20 protein-coding genes are annotated in these 25,194 nt (G+C 47.2%); 5 read left to right on the top strand and 15 right to left on the bottom strand.

What is annotated here, in order from left to right:
* The first annotated feature begins 142 nt into the window (after positions 1-142).
* The 4 genes from IE103_RS09870 to IE103_RS09855 all read left to right on the top strand — a co-directional run bounded on the left by IE103_RS09870 (position 143) and on the right by IE103_RS09855 (position 6,621).
* Positions 143-2,590, top strand: a complete 2,448-nt coding sequence (locus IE103_RS09870; RefSeq protein WP_189345951.1) for a TonB-dependent receptor — start codon at positions 143-145, stop codon at positions 2,588-2,590.
* Between the two features lie 295 nt (positions 2,591-2,885).
* On the top strand, positions 2,886-4,220 hold the full coding sequence (locus IE103_RS09865) for a GH1 family beta-glucosidase (protein ID WP_189345950.1): 1,335 nt from the start codon (positions 2,886-2,888) through the stop codon (positions 4,218-4,220).
* Between the two features lie 24 nt (positions 4,221-4,244).
* Positions 4,245-5,330, top strand: a complete 1,086-nt coding sequence (locus IE103_RS09860; protein ID WP_189345949.1) for a glucokinase — start codon at positions 4,245-4,247, stop codon at positions 5,328-5,330.
* The gene (locus IE103_RS09855) at positions 5,317-6,621 is read left to right on the top strand and encodes an MFS transporter (RefSeq protein ID WP_189345948.1); all 1,305 of its coding nucleotides are present in this window, start codon (positions 5,317-5,319) and stop codon (positions 6,619-6,621) included. The genes IE103_RS09860 and IE103_RS09855 overlap by 14 nt, the downstream gene beginning before the upstream one ends.
* A gap of 56 nt (positions 6,622-6,677) precedes the next feature.
* Here the strand turns inward: IE103_RS09855 and IE103_RS09850 are convergent, their stop codons facing one another.
* The 14 genes from IE103_RS09850 to IE103_RS09785 all read right to left on the bottom strand — a co-directional run bounded on the left by IE103_RS09850 (position 6,678) and on the right by IE103_RS09785 (position 23,194).
* Positions 6,678-8,402 carry a glycoside hydrolase family 43 protein gene (locus tag IE103_RS09850; RefSeq protein WP_189345947.1) on the bottom strand — a complete coding sequence of 575 codons (1,725 nt, stop codon included), beginning with the start codon at positions 8,400-8,402 and terminating at the stop codon, positions 6,678-6,680.
* Between the two features lie 68 nt (positions 8,403-8,470).
* Positions 8,471-9,391 (bottom strand): SMP-30/gluconolactonase/LRE family protein, encoded by a 921-nt coding sequence (locus tag IE103_RS09845; protein WP_189345946.1) that lies wholly within the window; start codon positions 9,389-9,391, stop codon positions 8,471-8,473.
* Between the two features lies 1 nt (position 9,392).
* Positions 9,393-10,778, bottom strand: coding sequence for an MFS transporter (locus tag IE103_RS09840; RefSeq protein ID WP_189345945.1), 1,386 nt, complete (start codon positions 10,776-10,778; stop codon positions 9,393-9,395).
* Positions 10,779-10,978: 200 nt separating this feature from the next.
* A complete protein-coding gene (locus IE103_RS09835) occupies positions 10,979-12,559 on the bottom strand; it encodes an aldehyde dehydrogenase (NADP(+)) (protein WP_189345944.1) in 1,581 nt (526 codons plus the stop codon).
* A 237-nt stretch (positions 12,560-12,796) separates the two neighbouring features.
* Positions 12,797-13,708, bottom strand: coding sequence for a 5-dehydro-4-deoxyglucarate dehydratase (gene kdgD / locus IE103_RS09830; protein ID WP_189345943.1), 912 nt, complete (start codon positions 13,706-13,708; stop codon positions 12,797-12,799).
* Positions 13,709-14,780: 1,072 nt separating this feature from the next.
* Entirely contained in the window at positions 14,781-15,524 is a 744-nt protein-coding gene (locus IE103_RS09825; RefSeq protein WP_189345942.1) for a FadR/GntR family transcriptional regulator, read from the bottom strand.
* A 387-nt stretch (positions 15,525-15,911) separates the two neighbouring features.
* Positions 15,912-17,675, bottom strand: a complete 1,764-nt coding sequence (gene arsA / locus IE103_RS09820) for an arsenical pump-driving ATPase (protein WP_189345941.1) — start codon at positions 17,673-17,675, stop codon at positions 15,912-15,914.
* A 65-nt stretch (positions 17,676-17,740) separates the two neighbouring features.
* Positions 17,741-18,109: an arsenite efflux transporter metallochaperone ArsD gene (gene arsD / locus IE103_RS09815; RefSeq protein WP_189345940.1), complete on the bottom strand. Its 369-nt coding sequence runs from the start codon at positions 18,107-18,109 to the stop codon at positions 17,741-17,743.
* 102 nt (positions 18,110-18,211) lie between these two features.
* The gene (locus tag IE103_RS09810) at positions 18,212-18,691 is read right to left on the bottom strand and encodes an arsenate reductase ArsC (protein ID WP_189345939.1); all 480 of its coding nucleotides are present in this window, start codon (positions 18,689-18,691) and stop codon (positions 18,212-18,214) included.
* Positions 18,688-19,389, bottom strand: coding sequence for an aquaporin (locus tag IE103_RS09805; RefSeq protein ID WP_189345938.1), 702 nt, complete (start codon positions 19,387-19,389; stop codon positions 18,688-18,690). Before IE103_RS09805 ends, IE103_RS09810 begins: the two co-directional genes overlap by 4 nt.
* Positions 19,390-19,469: 80 nt before the next feature.
* Positions 19,470-19,838: an ArsR/SmtB family transcription factor gene (locus tag IE103_RS09800; protein WP_189345937.1), complete on the bottom strand. Its 369-nt coding sequence runs from the start codon at positions 19,836-19,838 to the stop codon at positions 19,470-19,472.
* A gap of 288 nt (positions 19,839-20,126) precedes the next feature.
* On the bottom strand, positions 20,127-21,344 hold the full coding sequence (locus IE103_RS09795; protein WP_189345936.1) for a pyridoxal phosphate-dependent decarboxylase family protein: 1,218 nt from the start codon (positions 21,342-21,344) through the stop codon (positions 20,127-20,129).
* 211 nt (positions 21,345-21,555) lie between these two features.
* Positions 21,556-22,065 (bottom strand): GrpB family protein, encoded by a 510-nt coding sequence (locus tag IE103_RS09790; RefSeq protein ID WP_189345935.1) that lies wholly within the window; start codon positions 22,063-22,065, stop codon positions 21,556-21,558.
* A 58-nt stretch (positions 22,066-22,123) separates the two neighbouring features.
* Positions 22,124-23,194, bottom strand: coding sequence for a LysR substrate-binding domain-containing protein (locus IE103_RS09785; protein WP_189345934.1), 1,071 nt, complete (start codon positions 23,192-23,194; stop codon positions 22,124-22,126).
* 128 nt (positions 23,195-23,322) lie between these two features.
* Here IE103_RS09785 and IE103_RS09780 point away from each other — a divergent pair, with 128 nt between their 5' ends.
* Positions 23,323-23,901, top strand: coding sequence for a flavodoxin family protein (locus IE103_RS09780; RefSeq protein WP_189345933.1), 579 nt, complete (start codon positions 23,323-23,325; stop codon positions 23,899-23,901).
* 164 nt (positions 23,902-24,065) lie between these two features.
* Here IE103_RS09780 and IE103_RS09775 read toward each other — a convergent pair whose 3' ends face one another.
* Positions 24,066-25,016, bottom strand: coding sequence for a hypothetical protein (locus IE103_RS09775; RefSeq protein ID WP_189345932.1), 951 nt, complete (start codon positions 25,014-25,016; stop codon positions 24,066-24,068).
* Between the last annotated feature and the right edge of the window lie 178 nt (positions 25,017-25,194).

Raw genomic sequence — 25,194 nt, 5'->3', positions numbered from 1 at the left:
TTTTAGTACCACTTGAAATTCTTGTTGACATCATTTTTAATCGAAATGTATCATGAAAACGTTTTCACAGTAAATGAAATCGTTTTCACGACCAGTTTAGATGTTAAAACCGAGTGAACAAATAAATCCTAATGGAGACAAGATGAAAACCACTGTATTAAAAACAAAGCAGCGCGCCAGTACCCCGATACAATTCGCAGTGTTGGCATTAATCGCAGGCGCAAGTGTTGCGCATGCACAGACTGCGGCTACCGCCGACAGCACCAAGACGAGCTCGGCACAAACTGCCACAGCCGCAAATAATTCCGAAAAAATTATCGAAGTATTGGTCACAGGTACCAAGCGAACTACTTCATTGCAACGCACTCCTGTTGCGATTACAGCTTTAAATTCTGCCGCACTGGAAGACAATCATGTGCAGACTTTGCAAGACATCGTCAATTTAGTTCCTGGTTTTTCGGCAACAGCACAAGGCGATCACGGTGTAATGACCATGACCATGCGCGGTGTTGGTAACGATAGTGCGAAAACCGAATATGCCGATCCAGAGGTTGCTTCATTTGTTGATGGCATTTACTCACCACGACCAGAAGGTGCCACCGCTTTGTTGTTTGATCTTGAAGCGATTGAGATTTTGCGTGGTCCACAAGGAACACTGTGGGGACGTAATGCGACCGTTGGTGCAGTAAATATGCAAACCACCAAGCCAGTGATAGGAAAATCATTTGGCAACGCGGAACTGGGTATTGGTAGTTATAAACGGCTAGGGATGCGCGGCGCATTTAATGTGCCGGTCAGCGATACGATGGCCTTACGCTTTGCTTTCGTCAACGAGCAACATGATGGCTATGTGGATTATCAAACGATGCCGACGATTCCTTTGAGTAGTCAGCGTGCGGCTTTTCTCGCCAGTGGCGGAAAATTGTCGGACTTCCAGCCGATCAATACTGCCTTGTTCGTCACCGGTGGTAAAAAGTATGGTGCACAGAATCAAACCGCGGCGCGACTCTCAATGTTGTGGAAACCAACGTCCACAAGCAAATGGGATTTGTCTTATGAGAAGTTTGCGGATCGTGGCGCACCACATATGAACTTGATGCAAACACCGCGTGCAGGACAGAAGATGTGGTCTGCGCTGATCGATACTGCACCGAATATCCACCGCGATTCGGATGCGATTCGTAGTCGTTTTGAAACCGCATTGAGTGATGATGTGTCGCTTGCCTATATCGCCGGTTACGCCAAATTCAGTGGTTCTCAAACTTTTGATGGTGATGCAGGTGTGGTGGTACCGACCAGTTTTACTACGGGCGGAAGTCATCGTCAGCACAATACCAATTCATCCAACTATACAAACTATAGTCATGAGTTAGAAGTCCAATCTACAGGCAAAAAAAAAGTCGATTGGTTACTCGGTTTGTACTATGCAGCGGAAGACAATAACATCCGTTTCGATCTGCCAATTATGAATGGTACGCAGCAAGGCACGGTGGGGTGGCAAGGTTCCTTCATTCAACCCAAAGAAACGGTCGCTTCTAAAGCAATTTTCGGTCAAGCGACGTGGAACGTATCTGAAGAATTACATTTGACTGCGGGGGCACGTTACACCAAAGACGATCGTGCCAATATAGGTGGACGTGGTTATGGTTGGGCAAATTATCCAGCTACACCAGAGACTGTCGCACAGATTCCAGTGAATCAAAACGTTAATCCTTGGGAGCCGAATTCAGGTTTTGGTAGCCCAGGTTTGAATGATGGTAAGTACTCTGGTAGCAAGCTCACTGGATTGGCGCGTATTAGCTACGATCTGGATAAGAACAATATGTTCTACACCAGCATTTCGACTGGCTATAAATCAGGTGGTCTGCAAGATGGTGGTCGTACTTACGCACCAGAAACGCTGACCAACCATGAGTTCGGTACCAAACACACATTGTTGGATGGCGCGGTCAAAATTAGTAATGCAATTTTTTACGAGAATTTCAAAGACTATCAATTTTCTGCTCCTGTCACCAATCCGGATGGAAGTCGAACATTGGCGACCACCAGTGCTGAGGGCGCAAAAATTGCAGGCTTTGAAACTGAAATCGCTGCTAAGTTAAGTAAAGACGACAGAATTCAATTGTCTTTAGCTTATACGCCCAAAGCCAAACTCGGCAAATTATTAGCAGGGTCGAATGACTATGTAATTCCAACTTGCGAAGCGGATAAAACGGTGTCGAACTGTGTTGATGTGACTGGTGTAACGATGGCGCATACACCAAAAATCCAAATGCAGATTCAATATCAACATACCTTCCATTTGAGCCAAGGAACCTTAACTCCACGTGTGAGTGTGCACTATGAAACAGAAAGTAATCTCAGTGTGTTTAGTGATTACTTTGGTGCACCAGACAAACAAAAAGCTTATTCACGTACCGACTTAGGTTTGCGCTATGAAGGGGATAAATTCTATATGGACTTCTTCGTTCGCAATGCAACGAATGCCAACGTGAAGACTAGTGCACAGAACGGTAACACTGGTGGTATTTGGGTTGCACAGTATTTGCCACCACGCACAATAGGGATGAATGCAGGATTTAATTTCTAAACTGATGCAAGTAATGGCTTTTTAGATCAATTCAGATTGGGCAGCACCCAGTTCAAGGGGCATCGGCAGGTTTAATAATCGGTCGATGCCTACTATGAATTTTCATCACCTTTATTTCTCATTTTTTTCGTCACTTTTTTATTAACGACGTATTTGATCAAGTTCACAGATTTGTACAGCTTCAGATAAGTTCACTTTAGCCTAGTCAATTGATTGTTGGCTACAGCTTCTCTTAAGTGCCGTGCATTGCCTGTGCTGGATCTTGTACGTCTGTACTTGGATTCATTGGATCACTATGACGTACACATCGCACTTTCCCGCCGACTTTCAATGGGGTGTTGCCACCAGCGCTTTCCAAATCGAGGGGGCCGCATACGAAGATGGTAAGGGGCCATCAATTTGGGATCGTTTTTGCGAGAATCCCAATAATATTAAAGACCAGAGTAATGGCTTGATCGCTTGTGATCATTATCATCGATATCAAGAGGATGTCGATTTAATGGCATCGCTTAAATTGGATACTTATCGTTTTTCTATGGCCTGGCCGCGCGTTCAGGCGCTTGGGAAGGGCGCTTGGAACGAGGCGGGTTTTGATTTTTATGATCGGCTACTTGATGCCTTGGCGAAGAAAAATATTGCAGCGCATTTGACACTTTATCACTGGGATTTACCTCAGGCTTTACAAGATGCTGGTGGATGGTTGTCGCGAGATACGACTTATCGCTTTGCTGATTATGCGCAAGAAGTAGCGCGTCGTTTCGGTAATCGGGTGGCAAGTATTGCGACTCACAATGAACCTTGGTGTACCGCGAATTTAGGACATGGCAATGCGCAGTTCGCTCCCGGTATCGCGGATGAGAAAAGTGCGATACAGGTATCACATCATCTATTGCTCTCACATGGTTTAGCGATGTCAGCGATGCGTGCGGAGCACGTGAGTGCTGATCTAGGCATCGTCTTAAATCAGTGGACCGCTGATGCGGCGACAGCAAGCGATGCCGATCGAGCGATGGCTGAGTTGGAATATGCACGCTCGGTTCAATGGTTTATGGATCCGATTTTTAAAGGACGTTATCCTGAGCTAGCCCTGCGCGCGCATGGCGATAAAGCACCGATCGTTCACGCTGGCGACATGGAAGTGATCCATCAAGCGATCGATTTTCTTGGTGTGAACTATTATTTCCGCGCCTGGTGTTCGGCTGCGAATCCGCCTATTCCCGCTCCTGCCTTACAAGGTGTGACTGATATGGGCTGGGAGATTTATCCGCAAGGTTTAACGGAATTATTAATCGCCCTACAAGCCGAATACAAATTGCCACCGATTTATATCACCGAAAACGGTATGGCAGCTGCTGACCAAATTGTCGATGGAAAGGTTGCAGATACTGCACGCATTGAATATGTCCGCAAACATCTGGATGCATTGTCGCAAGCGATCGACGCAGGGGTGGATGTGAGAGGCTATTTTTTGTGGAGCTTACTCGATAATTTTGAATGGAACTCTGGTTATTCAAAACGCTTCGGCATCGTTCATGTGGATTACGCGACACAAACACGTCAATTAAAAGACAGTGCGATTTGGTATCGTGATTTTGTCACCCAACAACGAGCTAGGCGCGCTAGGGCGTAAGCGCTGATAGTGAAAGGACTTGGTATGCAAGAATCTCAACAAATTCATGAAGCACGCTTATTAGCGGACATTGGTGGTACTAACGCACGTTTTGCATTGGAGTTGGCATCCGGCGCTATTTGTCGCATCCAAACTCTGGCAACTTTGGATTTTCCGCGGTTTGAAGATGCGGCACTTCATTATCTGCAAATGCATGCAGACCTGACGGTGCGTCATGCGGTGATTGCGATTGCCAATCCGGTTGGACAAGATGCGATTAAGATGACGAATCATCACTGGGCATTTTCTGTTGCTGCTGCTAAACAGACCTTAGGGTTGCATACTCTGTTGATGGTCAATGATTTCTCTGCATTGGCGATGGCGGTTCCGACTTTACAGGTTAATGAGTTACGCAAAATTGGCGGTGGTTACGCGCGTAAAGATAGTGTGATTGGAATATTAGGCGCAGGTACTGGCTTAGGCGTAGGCGCTTTGGTGCCAGACCAAGGCGCTTGGAAGTCGCTGCAAAGCGAAGGTGGGCATGTGGCATTCTCTCCTACTGATGAGCGCGAGGTCGCGGTGTTGCGTTATTGTTGGGAGCAGTATCAACACGTATCAACCGAACGTCTGGCATCAGGACCTGGAATTACATTAATTCATGCGGCCTTGGCGGCATCTGCTGGGCGCGTTATTGATCATACTTTAACGACAGAAATGATCGTTGCCAATGGCTTGAATGGCGATGCAGTTTGCTTAGAGACGCTGGATTGTTTTTGCGGTATGCTCGGCACCTTTGCAGCCAACTTAGCGGTGACTTTGTTTGCCCAAGGCGGGATTTATATTGGTGGCGGTGTGGTGCCGCGTTTAGGTGGTTTTTTTGCGCGTTCTTCGTTTCGTCATCGTTTTGAAAAGAAGGGCCGTTTTTCTGACTTCACAGCACAGATACCAACCTATGTGATCACGGCACAGCAACCAGCATTGACAGGTGCATCGGTACTGCTAGCGCAGCACTTGCAAGGGCATAGTCGTGCTTTGCCTATCGTTTCGGCAACATCGCACATGGAAATAAAGAATAGCTTGGTACAGCTTGAAAAATCAATCAATCGGGATAAAGATTATGCAGCGATTTAACAGCGCTCGTTCACCATTGTTGTGGGTGCCAACAGGTTACTTCACAATGGCCTTGGGTTTTATGATGCTGACCAATGTAAGTGCCATCATGTTTAAAAACTTGGGCATGGATAATGGCAGAGCAGCACAGTATTCCAGCATGTTTATTCTGGCTTACACCATTAAACCGCTGTTTGCGCCGTTTGTTGAAATGTATAAGACCAAAAAATTTTTTGTCTTGTGTGCGCAAGTATTGATCGGCTTAGGGTTTGCAGGTGTTGCATTTGCGATGTCTTTGCCGGATTACATGTTGGTATTGATCCCGCTGTTTTGGATATTGTCATTTGTCGGCGCCACACAAGACATTGCTAGCGATGGTGTGTATGTGACTTCGCTTGATGCTCGCAGTCAATCTTTATATTGCGGAATTCAAAGTCTGAGCTGGAACATCGGTCCGATCGTTGCTGCTGGCGGCTTGGTTTATTTGAGTGGGCGTTTGCATACGGATGTTTTTCAGCATAGTAGTACCAGCTTTGGCCCAGCATGGATAGAGGCTTGGCGGATTATTTTTCTACTGGTTGCTGGACTGACCTTATTGATGGCGGTGTGGCATTGGCGCGTGATGCCAGATGGTGAGCGCGCTAGTAATACACCTGACAGCGTTTCTGCGACGGTGGGCATTATCGTTGATTCATTTCGCAGCTTTTTTGAGAAACGCGATGTATGGCGCATGATTGCGTTTGCGTTTTTGTTTCGATTAAGTATCGGCTTCTTAGAAAAAATTGGCCCCTTCTTTATGGTCGATCCGACTAGCAAGGGTGGCCTCGGCTTGTCGAATGAATTACTTGGAATTATTTATGGTACCTATGGTCTTGCCGCTGTTTTGTTGGGTTCGCTATTAGGTGGCTGGTTGGTTGCAAGACGAGGCTTAAAATCGACCTTGTTCTGGCTTTGCTGTGCGGTGAATATTCCGAATGTGACTTTTCTGATCATGAGTATTTATCTGCCAGAGAATTTGTATTGGATAGGCGCTGGCGTGATTATTGAGAAGTTCTTTTTTGGCTTCGGCTCGGTTGGCTTTATGATTTATTTGATGCAAGAACTCGCACCGGGAAAATACACCACCACACATTATGCCTATGGCACTGGCTTGATGGGCTTGTGTGGTTTATTGACAGGTGTATTAAGTGGGCATCTACAAGAATACCTCGGCTATGTTAGTTACTTTGTGCTGGTGATGGTAGCGACGATTCCTTCCTTTATCGCTTGTTGGTATGCACCGTTCCATGTATCGGATCAGCGTACGCAATAGCTTATTCTCGTCATTTGTCTTTGCAATCTATTTTTGTGAGTTATTAGTAACCAGTGTTAGTAATTTGTTCTGGGGCTCACACGAAAATCAGCAAAGTCGGCAAATCTGTTTGTCGACTTTGCTTGCTCTTTATTCTTGTTACTAACAACTGTGGAACTTGCTACGTCGCGAGTGCCGATGTGGAATAAGCCAATTTTCGCTCCTACCCAACGTCCTGGTGTCGCGTTAAATTCAGTACCGAATACGGTAAATTGCTCGCCTTGTTCGCTGTAATAAAACTGCGCCACGCCTGCCGAATTGAGGGCGATTTTTAAATGGATTTCTGCTTGCTCTGCGATTTTTGTCTGCACAAGTTTTTCCTGGCAGCGTTGATTTAAGTTTGCACTACTGCAGGTACGGTATTGCAGTGAATAATGGTCTTGATGTCTCTCTAAGCCTATCCAAGCATAATGCAAACCGTACAAGACCAAGCCGGCACGATCGCCATTGATGTTGCTATTGAGTTTGAGTTTTACACTAGCCTCGAATGCCGGAGCTGGTAGCTTTTGTAAAAGGATGGCAGGGTAATCGATTAAGCTTGAGGACGCCGATGTCGACGCAGCGAGTGCTTGCGGATAAAGACGTAGATGATTTTTATTTGCCGTGAGTGAATACCAATCGCTGTTCCAATTGGCATTCCATTGCCATTGCAAGCCGAGGGTCGGACTCGAAAAATCATCCGAGCTGGGTGGATTTGCCAAGTTAATTAAGGGTGATTCCAATACCGGTTTTTCCCAGGTATCGACAGGTTCGCCGATGCCAGTTGTTGGATGCCTCTTTCCCATCACTGGCCAATCATCTTGCCATTGCATCGGTTGTAAATGCACGATGCGACCATAAGCGCGCTTATCTTGAAAATGATAAAACCAATCGCGACCATCTTCCGCCGTGACCCATGCACCTTGGTGCGGCCCATTTGTTTTGCTATCGCCTTGTGCTAACACGATTTTTTCTTCATAAGGGCCAAGGATATTTTTAGCACGAAACACCGATTGCCAGCCAAACTCGACGCCGCCAGCAGGTGCAAAAATGTAGTACCAAGCATTGCGTTTATATAATTTCGGGCCTTCTAAGGTTTTGTAGCCAGGTAGTTGATCGCCATCGACGACGAGTGTGCCTTTGTCGTCTAAGAGTTTGCTGGCATCCGGATCCATTGCACGTAGCGTCAGTTGATTATTAAAGCCGGCACGACTTTTCGCCCAAGCGTGTAATAGCCAAGCCTTTCCATCGTCATCCCACAACGGCGTTGGATCGATTAAGCCTTTGCCTGCCACTAAGAGATGCGGTGTACTCCACGGTCCAGTAAATTCTTTGGCGGTCATGACATAGATACCAAAATCAGGATCTGGATAAAAAATCCAAAATTTGCCATCATGAAAACGTAAGCTTGGTGCCCACACACCTTTGCCGTGTTGTGGTGTGCGGAAGTTTTCTGCGGGTATCAGATGTGGTGAGGCATGGCCGACGATGCGCCAATGGATCATATCCTCGGATTGTAATAGCGGTAGTCCAGGTGCGCTATTGAAGCTAGAGGCTGTCATGTAATAGTGCTTGCCAACCCGTATCACATCAGGGTCGGAATAATCTGCGTGGATAATTGGATTGCGGTAGCGACCATTGCCTAGATCTGGCTCCCACACCTGCTTGGAATCCGCTTGCTGGTGATGTTGTGCATGCACTGGCTGGGCAAGCAAGAAGACGGACGACAATAAGCAGTAGAGTGCTTTATCAAAGCAGTTCATGACTTTCCTTTGTAGAGTTCTTTGGTGCGGGCGAATGATGTCGCTGGTCGTGCTAATGTAGCTAAGCTCTATCCAGCAAACGCAGTTTCCGCAAAACCTTGCACACCAGGTTGAAGTAAGATCGTGGCACCCGCCCATGGATCTTCTGGCGCTTGTCCTGCGGCGATCGAAGCAACCATCAAGGTATCGAGTTTGTCACCGCCAAAGCAGCACATGGTTGGCTTTTTCATTGGTACGATGATTTGCCTATCCAGCTTTCCTTCGGGGGTGAAGCGTAAAACTAAGCCCGCATCATTCGCGCAAATCCAATAGCATCCATCGACATCCATCGCGGCGCCATCAGGTCGACCAGCCATCGTTTTCATGTCGACAAACACGCGTTGATTGTGGGGGACACCGTGATCGGTGTCGTAATCGAAGGTCCAAATCAGTTGGCTATTTGGGTGCGAATCCGATAAGTACATGGTGCGACCATCAGGTGACCAAGCCAGCCCATTTTGCACAAAGAGATTGGAGATGATGGGTGCCGAAATACCATGTTCTTTGCTATAGCGATATAGATGACCAGCGGCGCGTGGTTCCGACATATTAATCAACATCGTACCGCTCCAAAAGCGGCCTTGACGGTCGCAGCGCCCATCGTTAAAGCGCATGCCGAGTTCCGATGTAATGGGGGAAGCTAATCTTTTGGCTTGAATGTTGCCATTGCTTTCAAGGCGGAGATGGAAGATGCCACTCTCCATCCCCGCAATAAAACCAGTAACGCTGCGGTCACTTTGAGGTGCCAGACAGCCTATCATTTCTGCGGTTTGCCAGTGTGATACCGCACCGCTAGAGCCGTCTAAGCGCCAAATGGTTTTTGCGGTGATGTCAACCCAATACCAAGCCCTTTCTTTGGCGACCCAGATCGGGCTCTCACCCACACCGCAACGAATCGTCGTTTGCGGTGCTGTAACGCGGATGATATCTGGGGTTTGTGTGCTTACCATATTAGAGATCGCTAATCACTTTGTATTTGGGAACCAAGGTTTTCATCACACTCCACGCGACTAAATAGGCGAGTGCACAGATTGCAAACATCACGGTATAGCCAGTCTGCAATTGACCTTGATTGCCATAGTAGTCAAATAACCAGCCGCCGAGTTTGGTAATCAAGACGCCACCCAAACCACCCGCCATACCACCAATACCGACCACCGATGCGACTGCTTTTTTCGGGAACATATCAGAAACCGTCGTAAAGATATTCGCCGACCAAGCTTGATGTGCCGACGCACCGATGCCAATCAAAATCACCGGAACCCAGAAACTTAAGTAACCCAAAGGTTGTGCCAGTAAAACGACCAAAGGTAAAACCGCAATCATCAACATCGCCTTCATCCGACCATCATAGGGCGCATCACCGCGATTAATAAAATAAGTTGGCAACCATCCACCACCGATACTGCCAACCATGGTCATACTGTACAGCACCGCCAGCGGGACGACGAACTCGGTGGTCTTCATACCGTATTGTGCCGCCAAGTATTTCGGTAACCAAAATAAGAAGAACCACCAAACGCCATCGGTCATAAATTTACCAAAAGCGAAGGCCCAAGTTTGACGATAGGCGAGTAATTGAAACCAAGAAAATTTCTTACCGTCGTCACTTTGTTCAACGACGCCATCTGTAATTTGGTCATGATTGATATACGCTAGTTCTTCTGCGGATAAGCGCTTTTGTTGTTCTGGTTTTTCATAGAAAACCATCCACGCACCAAGCCAGATAAAACCAACCGCGCCGACAATAATAAAGGTCGCTTGCCAACCCCATGCAGCGGCGATCAGCGGTACGGCGATCGGTGCTAACACCGCGCCAATATTCGCGCCAGAGTTAAAGATGCCAGTCGCAAAAGAACGTTCTTTTTTAGGAAAGTATTCAGCGGTCGCTTTAATCGCTGCTGGGAAATTGCCGGCCTCGCCCAAGGCCAAGACGGCGCGAGAAATCATAAAACCAGCAATCGAAACCGGTACTGCTGCCAAGCCTAAAGCGGTGGCAATGCTGTTGATCGCCTCGCCAAAGAAGATCGCATACGCATGCATGATGGCACCGAGCGACCATACGGTAATTGCCAAGATAAACGCTTTTTTGGTGCCAATCTTATCGATAAACCGACCGGCAAATAACATCGAGATCGCATACACAAATTGGAAAGCTGCGGTGATATTTGCGTAATCACTATTGGTCCAGCCAAATTCTTTGCTCAAATCCGGTGCCAGTAAACTCAATACCTGACGATCGAGATAATTGATGGTAGTAGCAAAGAACAATAGAGCGCAGATGGTCCATCGATATTTGCCTATGCCTGTAGCATGGACTTGTGCATGTGTTGACATATTTGTCTCCGGTTTTATTGTTTTTGGTACTGCTGTTAATGTGTATTTTGCATACTGAGGCGAGTGCAACCCGCGTCGTCAAAACGTCGTTTTGGCTTCATTTGGCTACAATTTGGCAACAGGCGGCGCGGGTTGCACCCGCCCTATATTTTTCATCACTCTTCTCTCACGATTGAGAGAAGAGCGATGTACATCAAGATTTACTTCGCTGGCACAGTCAATTCACCATTGACCACACGTGGAATGCCAAACGGATTCACGTCTTGCAAACTGCTAGGCAACAGATCCGCTGGGAATTCTTGATAACAAACTGGACGCAAGAAACGATCAATCGCGGTAGCACCGACCGATGTTGATCGGCTATCCGAGGTCGATGGGAAAGGACCACCATGCACCATCGCATGGCATACTTCCACACCAGTTGGGAAGCCGTTAAACAAGATACGACCGGCTTTGCGTTCCAAGCTTGGTAACAATGATTTTGCAATTGTGTAGTCCGCAGAAGTCGCATGGACAGTCGCTGTCAATTGACCTTCGATGTGTTCTGCGATTGCCTGCATTTCTGCCAGGTCTTTGCAGCGAATCAGTAGCGAAGATGGGCCAAATACTTCATCGTGCAAGGCGCTATTGTTCAAGAAATCTTTAGCGACGCAAACCGCCAGATTGGCTTGCGCCGCGCAAGGTGTGCTTGCTGCTAGACCTTGTGCGACGACTTCAACACCAGCTACTTGATTCAAGCGTTCTACACCAGAACTGTAGGCTTGATGTATGCCTGGCGTCAGCATTGTCGCGGCAGGTTTAACTTGCAAGGCCGCTGTCGCAGCTTCGATAAAGCTTTGCAACTCTGGGCTTTCAAGAGCAATCAACATGCCAGGGTTGGTACAGAATTGTCCCGCACCCATGGTCAAAGAATCAGCAAAGCCTTGGGCGATCGCTGCGCCTTTGGTCTTGAGTGCATCTGGCAACAAGATAACTGGATTGATACTGCTCATCTCTGCATATACAGGAATTGGTTCTGCACGTGCCGCAGCGGTACGCACCAAGGCCATACCGCCTTGACGTGAACCGGTGAAACCAACCGCTTTAATCGCAGGGTGCGCGACCAAGCTTTGACCAATTTGACGACCGTCACCAATCAACATCGAGAACACACCTGCCAAGCCGCATTCATTCGCCGCTTGCTGTATTGCCTTGCCCACCAATTCAGACGTACCAAGATGCGCGCTATGGGCTTTGACCACTACAGGGCAACCTGCCGCTAAAGCTGATGCCGTATCGCCACCCGCAACAGAAAACGCTAAAGGAAAGTTACTTGCACCGAACACCGCCACTGGACCTAAACCAATTTTTCGCATACGCAAATCAGGACGTGGCGGTACGCGTTCTGGTAGCGCAGAATCAAGGGTTGCAGACAGATAAGCGCCATCGCGTACCACTTTGGCAAATAGACGCAATTGATTCATGGTGCGACCACGTTCACCTTCTAAACGCGCTACCGGCAAACCGGTTTCTTGGTGTGCGCGTTCGATCAAGGTATTGCCTAATGCCAGAATGTTGTCAGCGATTTTTTCTAAAAAGCTGGCGCGTTTTTCTGGCGTGGTTTCACGATAGCTGTCGAACGTGGCTGCCGCCAACAGACAGGCTTGATCGACATCATCCTTGGTTGCCAAACCAAATGCGGGTTCGAATTCGCTATTGGTGGCTGGGTTGATCGCTTTGATCGTCCCCGCGCTACCGAAAATGGTTTGCTGGCCTATGACCATGCTTCCAGTGATTTTCATGCATTACTCCTTAATTCTTAAATAGCACTTACGTAAAACAGACGCTGGCGTCGTTGTGTTCGCCTCGCCGTACAGCTTGTACTGTCTTCGGCTTCACGCCTAGCCAGCGCAATTTTGCGTAAGTCCTACTCAGATAAAATGTTAATTAGGCGAACATTTCATTCTAACTGGGCGCGCACGTCCAGTCTTGATGGAAATCGTCATCATTTGCGCCTATTTTTACCCTTGCTTTTATGCTTACTGCGGACCTTGTGCTCGGATTAACTTTAACAACATTTCATCTTCTTCTGCCGTCAAGTCGGTTAAAGGCGCACGCACTGGTCCACCGCTATGACCAACTAGGCGCGCACCTGCTTTGACGATACTGACCGCGTAGCCTGCTTTGCGATTACGGATATCGAGGTAAGGTAAGAAGAATTCATCGATTAAGCGATTGGTCGTGGCAAAGTCATCCGCTGCTGTTGCGTGATAAAAATCCATTGCCAATTTAGGTACGAAATTGAATACCGCAGACGAGTAGACCGGTGTACCGATCGCTTTGTAAGCGCCAGCAAAAATTTCTGCAGTTGGCAAACCACCGAGATAACTAAAGCGGTCACCTAGTCGACGCCAGATCGACACCATCAGTTCGATATCGCCGACACCGTCTTTAAAGCCGATCAAGTTCGGGCACATCGCTGCCAATTTTTCGAGTGAATCTGGCGTCAAGCGGCAGTTCGCACGGTTGTACACCACCACACCAATACTTACAGAACGGCAAACTTCAGCAACATGCGCGATCAAGCCATCTTGACTAGCTTCTGTCAGATAATGCGGCAACAACAGCAAACCTTGCGCACCCAAACGTTGCGCATCCTGCGCTAAAGCAATCGCAGTGCGAGTAGGGCCACCAACGCCTGCCAAAATTGGCACTTTGCCACGGCAAGTATCGACCGCAGTACGAATCACATCGCTGTATTCACCTGGTGTCAAAGAAAAGAATTCACCCGTACCACCAGCCGCAAACAAAGCACTTGCACCATACGGAGCCAGCCATTCAAGACGCTCAGCATAAGTATCAGCACGGAAATCACCGTTTTCGTCGAAGTCGGTGATAGGGAAGGATAAAAGTCCAGATGAGAGGATTTTTTTGAGGTCTTGCGGGTGCATAGTGTCTCCAGTGATAAAGGCAGGAAATTGGGTTGAGTTAGAGAAAATCATGTGATTGCGTTTAAGTGATACGTCATCGTACAACTTAAAATTGGTTTTTGCAAAGGGTTTTTGGTTTTTTATTGTTGTTTGGGGTTTTATTGATTTTTATGAAATGTGGTTTTGAGGTAGCGCGGGAATGATCCACGAATGTTTTGTCGAAAATTGCGCCAAGAGACTTCGCTTTGTGCTTGTACCCAATGTATTTGTTACTGCTGAACGTATAGTGTGATTGTCCTTGCTCCTTCCCCTTCAAGGGGAAGGTTGGGATGGGGATGGGTTAATGTTCAGTATTCGAGCAAAGTTTTTGTATATCGTCGACCATAGGTTTTTTAGATTTTTGTGATTGCAGAGCGGTCTGTAGGTCGGGTGTGGCCCGACAGCCACTCACTTTCTTTGCTTCGCTAAAGAAAGTAAGCAAAGAAAGGCGACCACGCTGCCACTGGCCTTCGGCTTCCCAATTATGCAAGACAAAAAATGGAAAAGCTTCGAAACTCGCCTTCGGCTCAAACAACGAAGCTTTCTTTATCCATTTTCTGTTTTGCACAATTGGCAGTGTCAGAAGTGGAACGGCGTTAAAGTCAAAAGCAAAACAAACAGTATCGGCCATCACGGCATTCAACTAGGCTAGAAAATCGTGGCGTCATCCCTGCTTAGGCAGGGATCCCGTGACGTTAGGCTTTTACGTTACTAGATTCCCGCCTTCGCGGTAATGACGTACATAGCGTAAGGCATCGCAAAAAGGGTCATATTATCTACAGGCTCTCATTTTTCCAATAGCGGTTGGTGGTCGTTGCTTTTGACCTACCCCCGACCTGTAAACGACGAGAAAGGATGAAGGCAAATTTCTCTTAAGCAGGCGGAGAAATGGAATTCGATAGTGAGAGGCTAAGGTCGCTTTTTTTGCTTCGCCAAAAAAGGTAATTGGCTGTCGGGTCACACCCGACCAAGAGACAATGATAACGAATAATGTGTGACAAAAATGCTTTCAGCGCAGAATCAGAATTTAATAAGGTGAAAGACGCAAAACAAATCAAACCCCACCCTCAATCACCTCCTGCGCCAACCGCAATCTCTCTCGACTATTACTCAAATGCGTCCGCATAGCCGCCCGCGCCGCCTCAGGATCTTTCCGCAAAATCGCATTAAAAATATCCTCATGCTCATGGTGCACGCGCACTAAGTAAGCGGATGGATCGTCTTGGTTGATTTGCGCCGTATTCAAACGTGCGCGTGGGATTAAGGTATGTCCTAAATGACCTAGTAATTCGACAAAATAAGGATTACCAGTCGCTTGTGCAATCAACAAATGAAAGCGCACATCGGCATCAACCGAATGCGCGCCGGACTCCACCGTGGTGCGCATCTGCTGTAATACAGCGCGCATCTCCTCAACTTGTGCGTCAGTGCGACGCGATGCTGCATGCCAAGCGGCTTCGGTTTCTAGACTGATGCGAATTTCTAAAACGGCGAGCACGTCGCGTACTGTCACAATGGAAGAATTCTGCAAGCCCAGATGATGCGATGGCGCGAGGACGAAAGTGCCAATCCCATGTCGAGTTTCGACTAATCCTGCGGCTTTCAGTTGAGAAATCGCTTCGCGCACAACAGTACGGCTGACGCCATATACCTGCATGATCTCGGATTCGGTCGGCAGCTTTTCACCCACTTTTAAGTCATCGCTCTTGATACGCGTCGTCAAATGATCAACTACGGCGCTGGCAAGATTGCGTGGCTTGCTGCGGAGGGGAATAGGATTGATGGTTGAGGCATTCATAACGGTGTCGATTCTTTGTCGAAGGTGATCTAATGGTTTACAGAGCGATCACGTGTAGGCAGTTGTTTCTCGTATGATAACCGATAAGGCCTTACTATTGAAATGGGCTTTTATGATGGTGGAAAAGATAAAGTCGCGCCCAAGAAGTCATGGTTGTACGATGACTAATGCTCCCTCTCCCGCAAGCGGGAGAGGGGTGGGGTGAGGGAGCTTGGTCAAGCGAGAAGCATGTTTGTGTTACGAATTCCAAAATCGGATCTAACATTGAAATTGCATTTCGCTAACTTGAACCACCCTCATCCCAGCCTTCTCCCGCTTGCGGGAGAAGGAGTTTTTTAACCGAACCTGAATTTGTGCTGATACCTATGCCTTGTAGAGGGGGGAATGTTACTCCGTCACATCGTTCCTCAACAACGCCTGCAAACGCGCAACCCCAACCGGTTCTTGCTCTTGTAAAGCAATCACCGCCCAACGCTTGGCATGTTGTTCCGCCACAGTTTGAATTTGCGCCAATTCATTCTGCGCACGTTCTTGCAATAAAGCAGAAGTTGGATGCGCTAGTGCCAAACTATTGTTAATCACCCACGCCCATGGTTCTATCCCTGCGCGTCGTAAATCTTTTTGTAGGCCAGCGGCCTCCAATACCGGCGTCGTTTCTGCCAGTGTCACGATAATGACTTTGGTTTGCTGCGGATCTTGTAGTTGCATCATCGGCGTATTGAAGCGCATGCCTGTGCTTTCCATTTGTCGCGCAATTTCGCGATGATAAGCACCCGTCGCGTCAAGTAAGAGCAGGGTATGTCCAGTCGGCGCAGTATCCATCACCACAAACTTCTTACCTGCTTCACGGATCACGCGCGAGAATGCTTGAAACACGGCGATCTCTTCGGTACATGGCGAGCGTAAATCTTCCTCCAGCAAAGCGCGCCCAGCGTCATCTAGATGTTTGCCTTTGCTCGCCATCACTTGCGCACGATATGCCTCTGTTGCTGCATGTGGATCGATGCGACTGACGCTCATGTTTTCAACCTCACCACCTAGCGCTGCTAACACGTGAGCAGCGGGATCAGAGGTGGTTAAATGCACTGCATGACCGCGGCGCGCTAATTCGACTGCGAGTGCCGCAGCCACTGTGGTTTTGCCAACGCCACCTTTGCCCATAGTCATAATCAAACCATGTCCATCAGCAGCTAAATCATCAATCAGGCTCGACAAATCAGGGCAGGTTGGTGCTTCCGTAATCGACTTGGGAGACGACACTGAAGACGATGGGTTGAGTAAGGCACGTAGGGCCGACAAACCAACTAAATTGAAACCAAGCAAAGGAAGTTGATCACACGGTGCCTCCTTCAACACAGCAGGCATGGCGTTCAAACTGCTTTGCTCACGTTGCACAATCGCGGCAGCTAATTTGTCATGCGCAGCTTCGGCTTCGGGCATCACACCATTGATAACTAAGTACTGCTGTTGGAAGCCAATCGCAGCCAGTTCTTCGTGGGTTCGCGCGGCTTCGCGCAAGGCAGCTGTTTGCGCACGAGCGACTAAGACCATGCGCGTGCGTTGCGGATCAGCCAAGGCTTCCACCGCAGCATGATATTGCTCGCGTTGTTTTTCTAAACCAGCCAAGGGACCTAAGCACGACGCATCGCCTTTACCTTCTTCTAAAAAGTCGGACCACGCACCGGGTAATTGCAACATGCGTATGGTATGACCTGTAGGAGCGGTATCAAAAATGATGTGATCAAATTGACTGATTACAGCTTGATTAGTCAGTAAGCCAGTGAATTCATCAAACGCAGCGATCTCGGTTGTGCACGCGCCAGATAATTGTTCCTCTATGCTATTCACCACCGCATCAGGTAATACACCACGTACCGGACCGACGATCTTATCGCGGTAGATTTGTGCCGCCGCTTGCGGATCAATTTCTAAGGCGGATAAGTTCGCCACCGCACTCACGGCGGTAATGTGATTGCCTATCGTGATACCGAATACTTGTCCGACATTCGATGCCGGATCGGTACTAACCAACAGCACGCGCCGACCAAGATCAGCGAAATGAATCGCGGTCGCGCAGGCCAGCGACGTTTTACCCACGCCACCTTTGCCGGTGAAAAATAAAAACTTAGGAGTCTGTTCAAGAAATTTCACGAGCTTACCCAGTCATAAGATACATCGAATTGATAAAGCAAAAATAGCAGCTAGCAAATTAGTCGTTAGCAAGTCTGACCTTCGCCGCAGCATGGCTTAGAACTAGTGGTGCCAGCAGCAACAGGCAGGATACTTAAGCCCAACCAACGCGCCAATTCAGCACGACGCGGATAGCGATTGGTCAGTGCGATCTCACCATCGAGCAAAATCAAGGGCAAGCCTTCTTGACCTGAGCGCTCTAAAAACCTTTTAACTACCGTATTTTCGGCAAATGCCATTGGCTGTTGTGCCAAATTAAATCGCTCTATCTGTGCACCTTGCTTTTTCGCCCAATCCACATCGGCAGCAAAATTGACAAGTTGTTGATCTGCATCGACACCACAAACACCAGTGCTACAACACATGGCAGGATCAAAAATTTGTAGGGTTTTCATATGATTTTTTCGATATCTATCATGGAGGGGCTTTGAACTACATTACAGCAGTTATTGCACGCAGCGCATTGCGCTGGCGCATACTTGTTCGCTTTTATTTACTTAAGCCATGAGATTAGCGATCTTATCCATCTCTGCTTTTAAAGCCACTTTATCGTCTTGCAAGCTTTCCAGTGGCAATGCAAAAAAAGCTTCAATACGCGCTCGCAAAATACGATAGGCTTGCATAAAGCTAGCGTCAATTCCTGCATCGGTGCCTGTGGCGTGTGCGGGGTCTTCGACGCCCCAATGGGTGCGTAGTACAGGGCCCAAATAAGCAGGGCAAGTTTCGCCTGCCGCACTCGCGCAAACTGTGATCACGATGTCTGGTGTCGCTGGCAAGTTATCCCAGGATTTACTGAAATAGCCATCGGTCGCGATGCCCTCGCGCGCCAATAATGCGAGTGAACGTGGATGCACTTGGCCAGTTGGTTTGCTGCCCGCACTCATTGCGCGCCAACCAGCAGGTGCTAGGTGATTAAAAGTCGCTTCGCCCAAAATAGAGCGGCAAGAATTACCCGTACAAAGAAATAAGACGTTCATGATGAGCTGACCTCAGTTGATGAAGATGGGGAAGATGATGGATATAGCCAGTTAAACAGCACAGTCGCAGATGCCGCGCCTAACAACTGCATCACAATAAAACCGGGCACATCGTTAGGACGTATGCCGGCAAAGGTATCGCTCATTGCTCGTGCCAAACTCACAGCGGGATTCGCAAATGAAGTCGATGAGGTGAACCAATATGCCGCCGTGATATACGCTGCGACTGCAAATGGTGTAGTTGCTGGTCGTGTGCGTGAAGTGCTGATGATGACGGCAATTAAACCAAAGCTCGCAATGAATTCACTCCACCATTGTGAGACGCCAGTACGCGCATGCGTCGATGCAAAAAATAGCGGCAAATCAAACATGCCATGTGCTGCTGCGACACCAGCAAAGGCCCCCAGTATTTGTGCAACGACATAAGGAAAAATGTAGTGCCTTGGTAAATTTTTTTGCCACGCTTCAGACAGCGTCACCACAGGATTAAAATGCGCACCCGACAAATTGCCAAACATCAAAATCAAGGCAATCAAACCTGCGCCTGTTGCAAGCGCATTAGCGAGCAAAGCGATCGCAGCATTACCCGCAGAAAGCGTCTGCGCCATGATGCCAGAGCCGACTACGATGGCGAGTAAAAAAGCAGTGCCAAGGAACTCGGCAACGATGCGTTTTAGTAAAATGTTTTTTGAAGACATAAAAGCACGATCAAAGAAAAATCAAAGAAAAATCACAGATAAATCATCGCAAAATGAAAGAGTAAAAAAGAAAAAACCAATCAAGCTTTCACCATCGATTTCGGCACGGATTTGGTCGTTGACTTTTTTGTCACCGATTTTGGTGTGGAGCTCGGCCCACATGGATTACCACCACAACAGCTCTCAGTTAAAAATACTATCAAATCATTCATCGCAGCAAAATTCGCCGAGTAAATAATGAATCGCCCATCCTGCCGCGCCACGATCAAATCTGCGTGCGATAACTCTTTTAGATGAAACGATAGCGATGAAGAGGGCACTTCAAGTTGCTCTGCAATTTTGCTAGCTGCCAAGCCTTCCGGACCAGCTGTAACTAGCAAGCGAAAGATCGCTAGGCGCGATTCTTGGGCTAAGGCGGCAAGGGCGCTAATCGCCGATTTGGTTTCCATGGCTTGTCTTTCTTTATCGTACAGAACAAAATTATTCAGTGATTCGTTTAATTTCGATAATTCTATATTTATCGAAATATAGAAGCAAGCTTTTTAAAAATTTTATGTGAGTGCTTAGTTTTTCTATTAGTTAGTTTGCAGGGAAAGGTTTAGTGTATTTCTATTGAATTTCATTGCACATCAATGTTTATGCAAGCCTGAGCCAGCCAGATTACTGCGCGACGACAGTTGATGTTGCTAGTCCATATTCTGCTCGTTACACAGTTCTTAATTTACGAGTCAATCTAGTTATTTTCTGCAAGTGGCGATAATTTTAGTAAAGATGAGTTCGACATCGGCCATAGGATTTGCAGCCACTGAACGAGCCCAAATTTCTCCGTCGATTACACAGCTGGACAGCATGCCAGCGGGGAGTGCCGCGAGTAATTCGGTGGTGCTGATGTGACGAGGTCGAAAAACATTGACTGCCGTTTGCGGCTTATTCCATAACTCAAGTTCGTCTGCCTCTTCAATTTTCTGCGCAAACGAATCTGCTGCCTGCATCAGATGATTAAGTCGTTGAGCAAGTCCATTTTGTCCCCACGCTAACAGCGTTGCTAGCAAAGGAATTGCCGCAGCAGATCGTGAACCTTGTACACCAATGTTCGGTTTGGCTAAATAACTGCCGCCAAAACTGATCGCTTTATTTGCACTCTCTAAATCACGAAACATGATCAATGCCGAGTCTTTAGGTTGAAACAGCCACTTGTGTGCGGACACCGCAATTGAGTCTGCGTTTTCGATCCCATTTAAGCGTTCTGCATATTCAGGGCTTAGGCGCAAAGGTCCTGCCCAAGCGGCATCAATATGTGTCCATGCTGCCGCGCCGCAGAGTGCTAAGGAATCGATTGCGCCTGTCGCAGTCGTCCCCGCGTTAAGTACGAGGCAGCTATTTTTTAAATCGGGAAGTTGCGTAGTGTCTAAGCGACCTTGTGCATCCACTGCGATTTTTACCAACTTAATACCAAGCAGATGACAAGCTTTTTCTATGCTGAGATGCGCTGCTTGCGACGTTACCACTTGTCGAATCCCTGCGACATCGCGTGCTGCCCAGATACCCGTTAAATTAGCGATGGTAGAACCCGAACAAAAGTGACCGCCGCGCATTCCGAAGAAAGGCGCTAGCCAATCCAATACCAACTTCTCCGCTCGCGCCGCAAAAGGCGAGGTTGCTTCATGTAGTAAATTTTGGTTCAAGCTGGCATTCCACAGCTGCATTGCCCAAGTGATCCACGGGGTTGGCGGGTCCATGTGCGCCATTGAGGTCGATGCGCCAAGCTGTGCGGCTGTACCAAGAACTTGCGGAGCAAGCAAATCGAGCACTTGGCTTTCACCTAGCCCTAATTGAGGTAAGCTAATTGGCAGTTCACGCACATCAGTCTCGCTGGAAGTCATTAATGTCAATGCTTTCGTCAGGCCATCTAAATCAAAAAAACTGGCGTCGGAAATATGGTCGGAACTATGCATATGAGATCCTAGAAAAATGGAACGGCGTGGATGCGGTCTAGTAAGCAAAAATTTATGCGCTGGCTTCGTAGGTGAGCTGTAACTGAACGCTGAACTGAACACTTTAATTACCGTTGCAATTCTCTGATGCGCTACGCTAAGTCGCCAGCCTTAAATTGTCGTATATTTGTATTTTTTATTCGACATAGTTTGTAGCGGCAGTGTGCAGTGCTCAGTCCACAATATTCAGTGCAGATGTGATGAACGGTGCTTTGGCCTCTGTATAAGCAGCCTTGTCGTCTGCGTATTGCAAAGCAAGGCTGAATTTCAATTGTTGGTAGGCAGAACGTTGTTGTAGATCTGATCGCAATAAGTCACGAAATTTGAGATGGTCGCACCAAATACGCGAGCCGATTTCTACGCCATGCAAGTGAATGCGCAAACTATCCTTGGGAGATTTGACAAAGTAGCGTCGTGTTGGGATTTCTTTTTCATATTTTGCGACGTAGAGAAAGCCGATGTTTTCTAGTGAAGTAATTTTCGATTCAATCTGGCTTAAAGAGTTGACCCCAAGAAGTACATCAATGACGGGCTTCGCACAAAGTCCAACAACTGCGGTGCTGCCTATATGCTCTATCTGCGTGTTGTCCTGAGAAAACACCGTGAACAGTTCTTGGCGAACTTGCTTGAACAGTTGCGGCCATTCGTCCGAATAAGGGCAGATAGTGAGCATTGATTTCATATGGTTTTTTATTGCATGCTCATTGCTTAGATATGTCGGTACTGCGATATTTTTTCAGCTACGGCGAAACTTGCGAGCGGCAACTTGCTAGTGTTTTTAAAGACAGCGCCGCCTCGTCTCTAATCCATTGCGAAAATGCTTGGATACTCGCTTTTTGCGCATCTTTTTCTCGATATAACAGCCAATGTGAATAGGGATCACGGGCGCGCACAGCGAGTGGGCGTACCAGTTTTTTCTCTAATAAATCTTCAATCACCAATACATCCAGTGCTAGGCAAATGCCGTGGTGTGATTTGGCCGTATCAATTGCTAAATGTTCGTGGCTATAGAAAGGACCTTTATTTGCGTGTGCGAGTAAGGCGGCTTGTTCGTTTTGATTCAGTGTATGAAATTCATTTGTGTTACTCAGCCAAGCCTGCCAGCGTTCGCCAATTTCGCCTGTGTCGCGGTTCGGCGGGAGTGGTAATCGCAACAAAGTATGTTGGCGAAGTTGATTCAGATCTTGAGAGCGAGTGAGCACAGATTTAATCTGTATGTTCTCACTGACTTGTGTGTTGCGTAAAGTGGCTGGACTACAAACTGGAAATAAATACGTTTCTTCCCATAGTTTTTCTGCATGCAAACCAGTCTTTTTCGCGCCAGAAAAATCTTGATCGTAACCACCTTTGCCATAACGCAGCACCACGTCAACACTAGCATCATTCATTAAATCATGGCTTTGATTTTCAGACGATAACCGCAAATCGATGTCAGGAAATTGCGCATGAAAGCGACTTAAACGAGGTACTAACCACTTCGCGGCGATCGACGGTGCAGCACTAACGACCAGCACTTGTTCGTTAGTATCAGTTGCACTCGCTTCTTGCATCGCTGTTTGCAACTGCGCAAATGCCGACGTCACTTGTGTCGAGAATTGCCGTCCTTTCGTCGTCAACTGCACCAAACGATTCGAACGCACAAATAAAGGCGTACCAAGATATTCCTCTAGAGCTGCCAGTTGATGGCTAATCGCCGCGGGTGTTACAGAAAGCTCCTGCGCTGCCAATTTAAAACTGCCAAGACGTGCGGCGGCTTCAAAAGCACGAATGGCGCCGAGTGGAGCGGATCGGATGTGGATAGATTTCGTCATCAGTTCAGTTTAGCAGAACTAATCCGAATCGCAAAAATCATCATTTGTCAGCTTAGGCAGCCACTCTTAAACTGCTTTCCATTCGATCGAATAAGCAATATTGAACTCAACATCATTTGGAGCAATGCATGACACCACTTCATGGCGCATCTCAATCACGCCGCTTCCTATTTCTATTGGCAAGCAGTAGAGCTAACGGCAATACCGAACAACTCGCACGCTACGCAGCGCAATATTTGCCTGTGGAGTTTGAGCAAAAATGGATCAATCTGCACGACTACAGCATGCCCGTTTTTCTCGATCAACGGCATCAAGGCGATGGCACCTACGCAGCACCACAAGGCAAAATGCGCGAACTACTCGACGCCACTTTAAACGCGACAGACTTGGTTTTCGTCACGCCACTGTACTGGTACAGCATGCCTGCAGCGGCGAAACAATATTTAGACCATTGGTCAGGCTGGATGCGTATTCCCGCATTAGATTTCAAAGAAAAAATGCGCGGTCGTCGTCTGTGGAACATCACAGTCACCGCCGATGAAGATCAACGTTATGCGCAAGCCTTGGTAGAAAGTTTACGCCTAACCGCTGGATATATGGAGATGCCTTGGAATGGCAGTTTGATTGGCTATGGCAATCGACCTGGCGATGTGATGCAAGATCGGTCTGCGTTGGAGCGAGCTGAGAATTATTTTGTCGCTGCGTAGGGTGGGCACGGCTTCATTGTGCCCACGCGTTATGGCCGAAAAAGGAGAAATGTATTAAGTACACGGAGAAGTGTTGGTCGATTAAGCAATGAACCCGTGTGGGCATGAAAAATCTTGCCCACCCTACTTGCCTGAGCATAAATAACGCGCGCACTTTGTAAGGCTTACGGTTCAATTTGTTTCAATATGCTATTTGCATATCCGCCTAATTGTTCAGAGATGCTCATTCGCTGTATTTCCCTTATGGTGTTGAGACAAGCTTGAGGGAAGATGGTTTTGTTCCAATTGTTTTCTTTTGAAAGTTGTGCGATTAGTGCTAGTCCTTTGTTGCGGTCAGTGAAACTCGGATGATCAATTAATTTGCATGAGTTGATCATTAACTGCGCATGTTTATGAGATGGAATAAATTTTGCGAAAACGCTGAGTAGGCGTGTCGCATTGTTGCGAACATGACTGTCTGGGTCTAGCATCATGTTTGTAGCTATTTCGGTCGCTAACGTTGGTTTACCTGAATAGTTGAAGAGCTGTATCGCTGCTGCCCGATCTTCGGATTTACAACTAGACACTCCTTTTCTCAGTGCATCGATCTGATCTTGCAATTCAATGGAAATTTTGTTGAGTTGCGTACTTAGTTCTGGTTCGGTACTGTCAAGAGCATTTCGATTATTAATGATATCGTTGGCCGCTATAGAGTTTGGTTTCTTTAAATAATTATCAAATATTTGAAACGAATGTGCTTCGAGATTTTTAAGTCGCTTTGGCAAGAAACTATTTTTATTACACCTGAACGTATTCTGATTTACTGAAATATTTTTTGAGCTGATTTCTACTGCGTATAAGGCGGTTCCACCTTCCATTGAGATCGCTTGGCAGTTGACTGCTTCTAACGGATACGCTTCTCTTATGTTGCGACAAGCTTGCGGCAATGCCGGATTAGTTATTGCCGCAGTCATACCAGGGGTGATTTTTGTTAACTCACGTATTTTTCCAACACTTGAAAAATCTTTGGTAACGACCTCGACCCCGACCCATTTTAAGACTGCATCGTCTTGTAAACGTTTAGCATATGCATTCGTGCATAGGCAGCACATCAATGCGAGTATAATTTTTTTCATCCTATGTCTTCACATCAAAATAATGTCGTATTATTTTTTTTGACTCTATTGCTATCTATTAACGTCTACGATTAACTGTAAGTGCTTGAATTTAAATCATAATTTGTCTAGTGTGGTCTATTGACGTATCATAGTGTTGCTACTATATTGTGTAGCTAGCTGTGTAGCTACACATTAA

Source organism: Affinundibacterium macrobrachii, from assembly GCF_014652415.1.
Lineage (GTDB): Bacteria > Pseudomonadota > Gammaproteobacteria > Burkholderiales > Burkholderiaceae_D > Undibacterium > Undibacterium macrobrachii.
Note: the sequence above shows the minus strand (reverse complement) of the source record. Positions and strands in the feature narration are given on the sequence as shown.

Coding starts and splice junctions, on each gene's coding strand:
- arsD (WP_189345940.1), bottom strand. CDS start 18,109: ATGAAAACCCTACAAATTTTTGATCCTGCCATGTGTTGTAGCACTGGT.
- IE103_RS09805 (WP_189345938.1), bottom strand. CDS start 19,389: ATGTCTTCAAAAAACATTTTACTAAAACGCATCGTTGCCGAGTTCCTT.
- IE103_RS09835 (WP_189345944.1), bottom strand. CDS start 12,559: ATGAAAATCACTGGAAGCATGGTCATAGGCCAGCAAACCATTTTCGGT.
- IE103_RS09845 (WP_189345946.1), bottom strand. CDS start 9,391: ATGGTAAGCACACAAACCCCAGATATCATCCGCGTTACAGCACCGCAA.
- IE103_RS09810 (WP_189345939.1), bottom strand. CDS start 18,691: ATGAACGTCTTATTTCTTTGTACGGGTAATTCTTGCCGCTCTATTTTG.
- IE103_RS09870 (WP_189345951.1), top strand. CDS start 143: ATGAAAACCACTGTATTAAAAACAAAGCAGCGCGCCAGTACCCCGATA.
- kdgD (WP_189345943.1), bottom strand. CDS start 13,708: ATGCACCCGCAAGACCTCAAAAAAATCCTCTCATCTGGACTTTTATCC.
- IE103_RS09860 (WP_189345949.1), top strand. CDS start 4,245: ATGCAAGAATCTCAACAAATTCATGAAGCACGCTTATTAGCGGACATT.
- IE103_RS09855 (WP_189345948.1), top strand. CDS start 5,317: ATGCAGCGATTTAACAGCGCTCGTTCACCATTGTTGTGGGTGCCAACA.
- IE103_RS09780 (WP_189345933.1), top strand. CDS start 23,323: ATGACACCACTTCATGGCGCATCTCAATCACGCCGCTTCCTATTTCTA.
- IE103_RS09790 (WP_189345935.1), bottom strand. CDS start 22,065: ATGAAATCAATGCTCACTATCTGCCCTTATTCGGACGAATGGCCGCAA.
- IE103_RS09775 (WP_189345932.1), bottom strand. CDS start 25,016: ATGAAAAAAATTATACTCGCATTGATGTGCTGCCTATGCACGAATGCA.
- IE103_RS09840 (WP_189345945.1), bottom strand. CDS start 10,778: ATGTCAACACATGCACAAGTCCATGCTACAGGCATAGGCAAATATCGA.
- IE103_RS09795 (WP_189345936.1), bottom strand. CDS start 21,344: ATGCATAGTTCCGACCATATTTCCGACGCCAGTTTTTTTGATTTAGAT.
- IE103_RS09865 (WP_189345950.1), top strand. CDS start 2,886: ATGACGTACACATCGCACTTTCCCGCCGACTTTCAATGGGGTGTTGCC.
- IE103_RS09850 (WP_189345947.1), bottom strand. CDS start 8,402: ATGAACTGCTTTGATAAAGCACTCTACTGCTTATTGTCGTCCGTCTTC.
- IE103_RS09825 (WP_189345942.1), bottom strand. CDS start 15,524: ATGAATGCCTCAACCATCAATCCTATTCCCCTCCGCAGCAAGCCACGC.
- IE103_RS09800 (WP_189345937.1), bottom strand. CDS start 19,838: ATGGAAACCAAATCGGCGATTAGCGCCCTTGCCGCCTTAGCCCAAGAA.
- IE103_RS09785 (WP_189345934.1), bottom strand. CDS start 23,194: ATGACGAAATCTATCCACATCCGATCCGCTCCACTCGGCGCCATTCGT.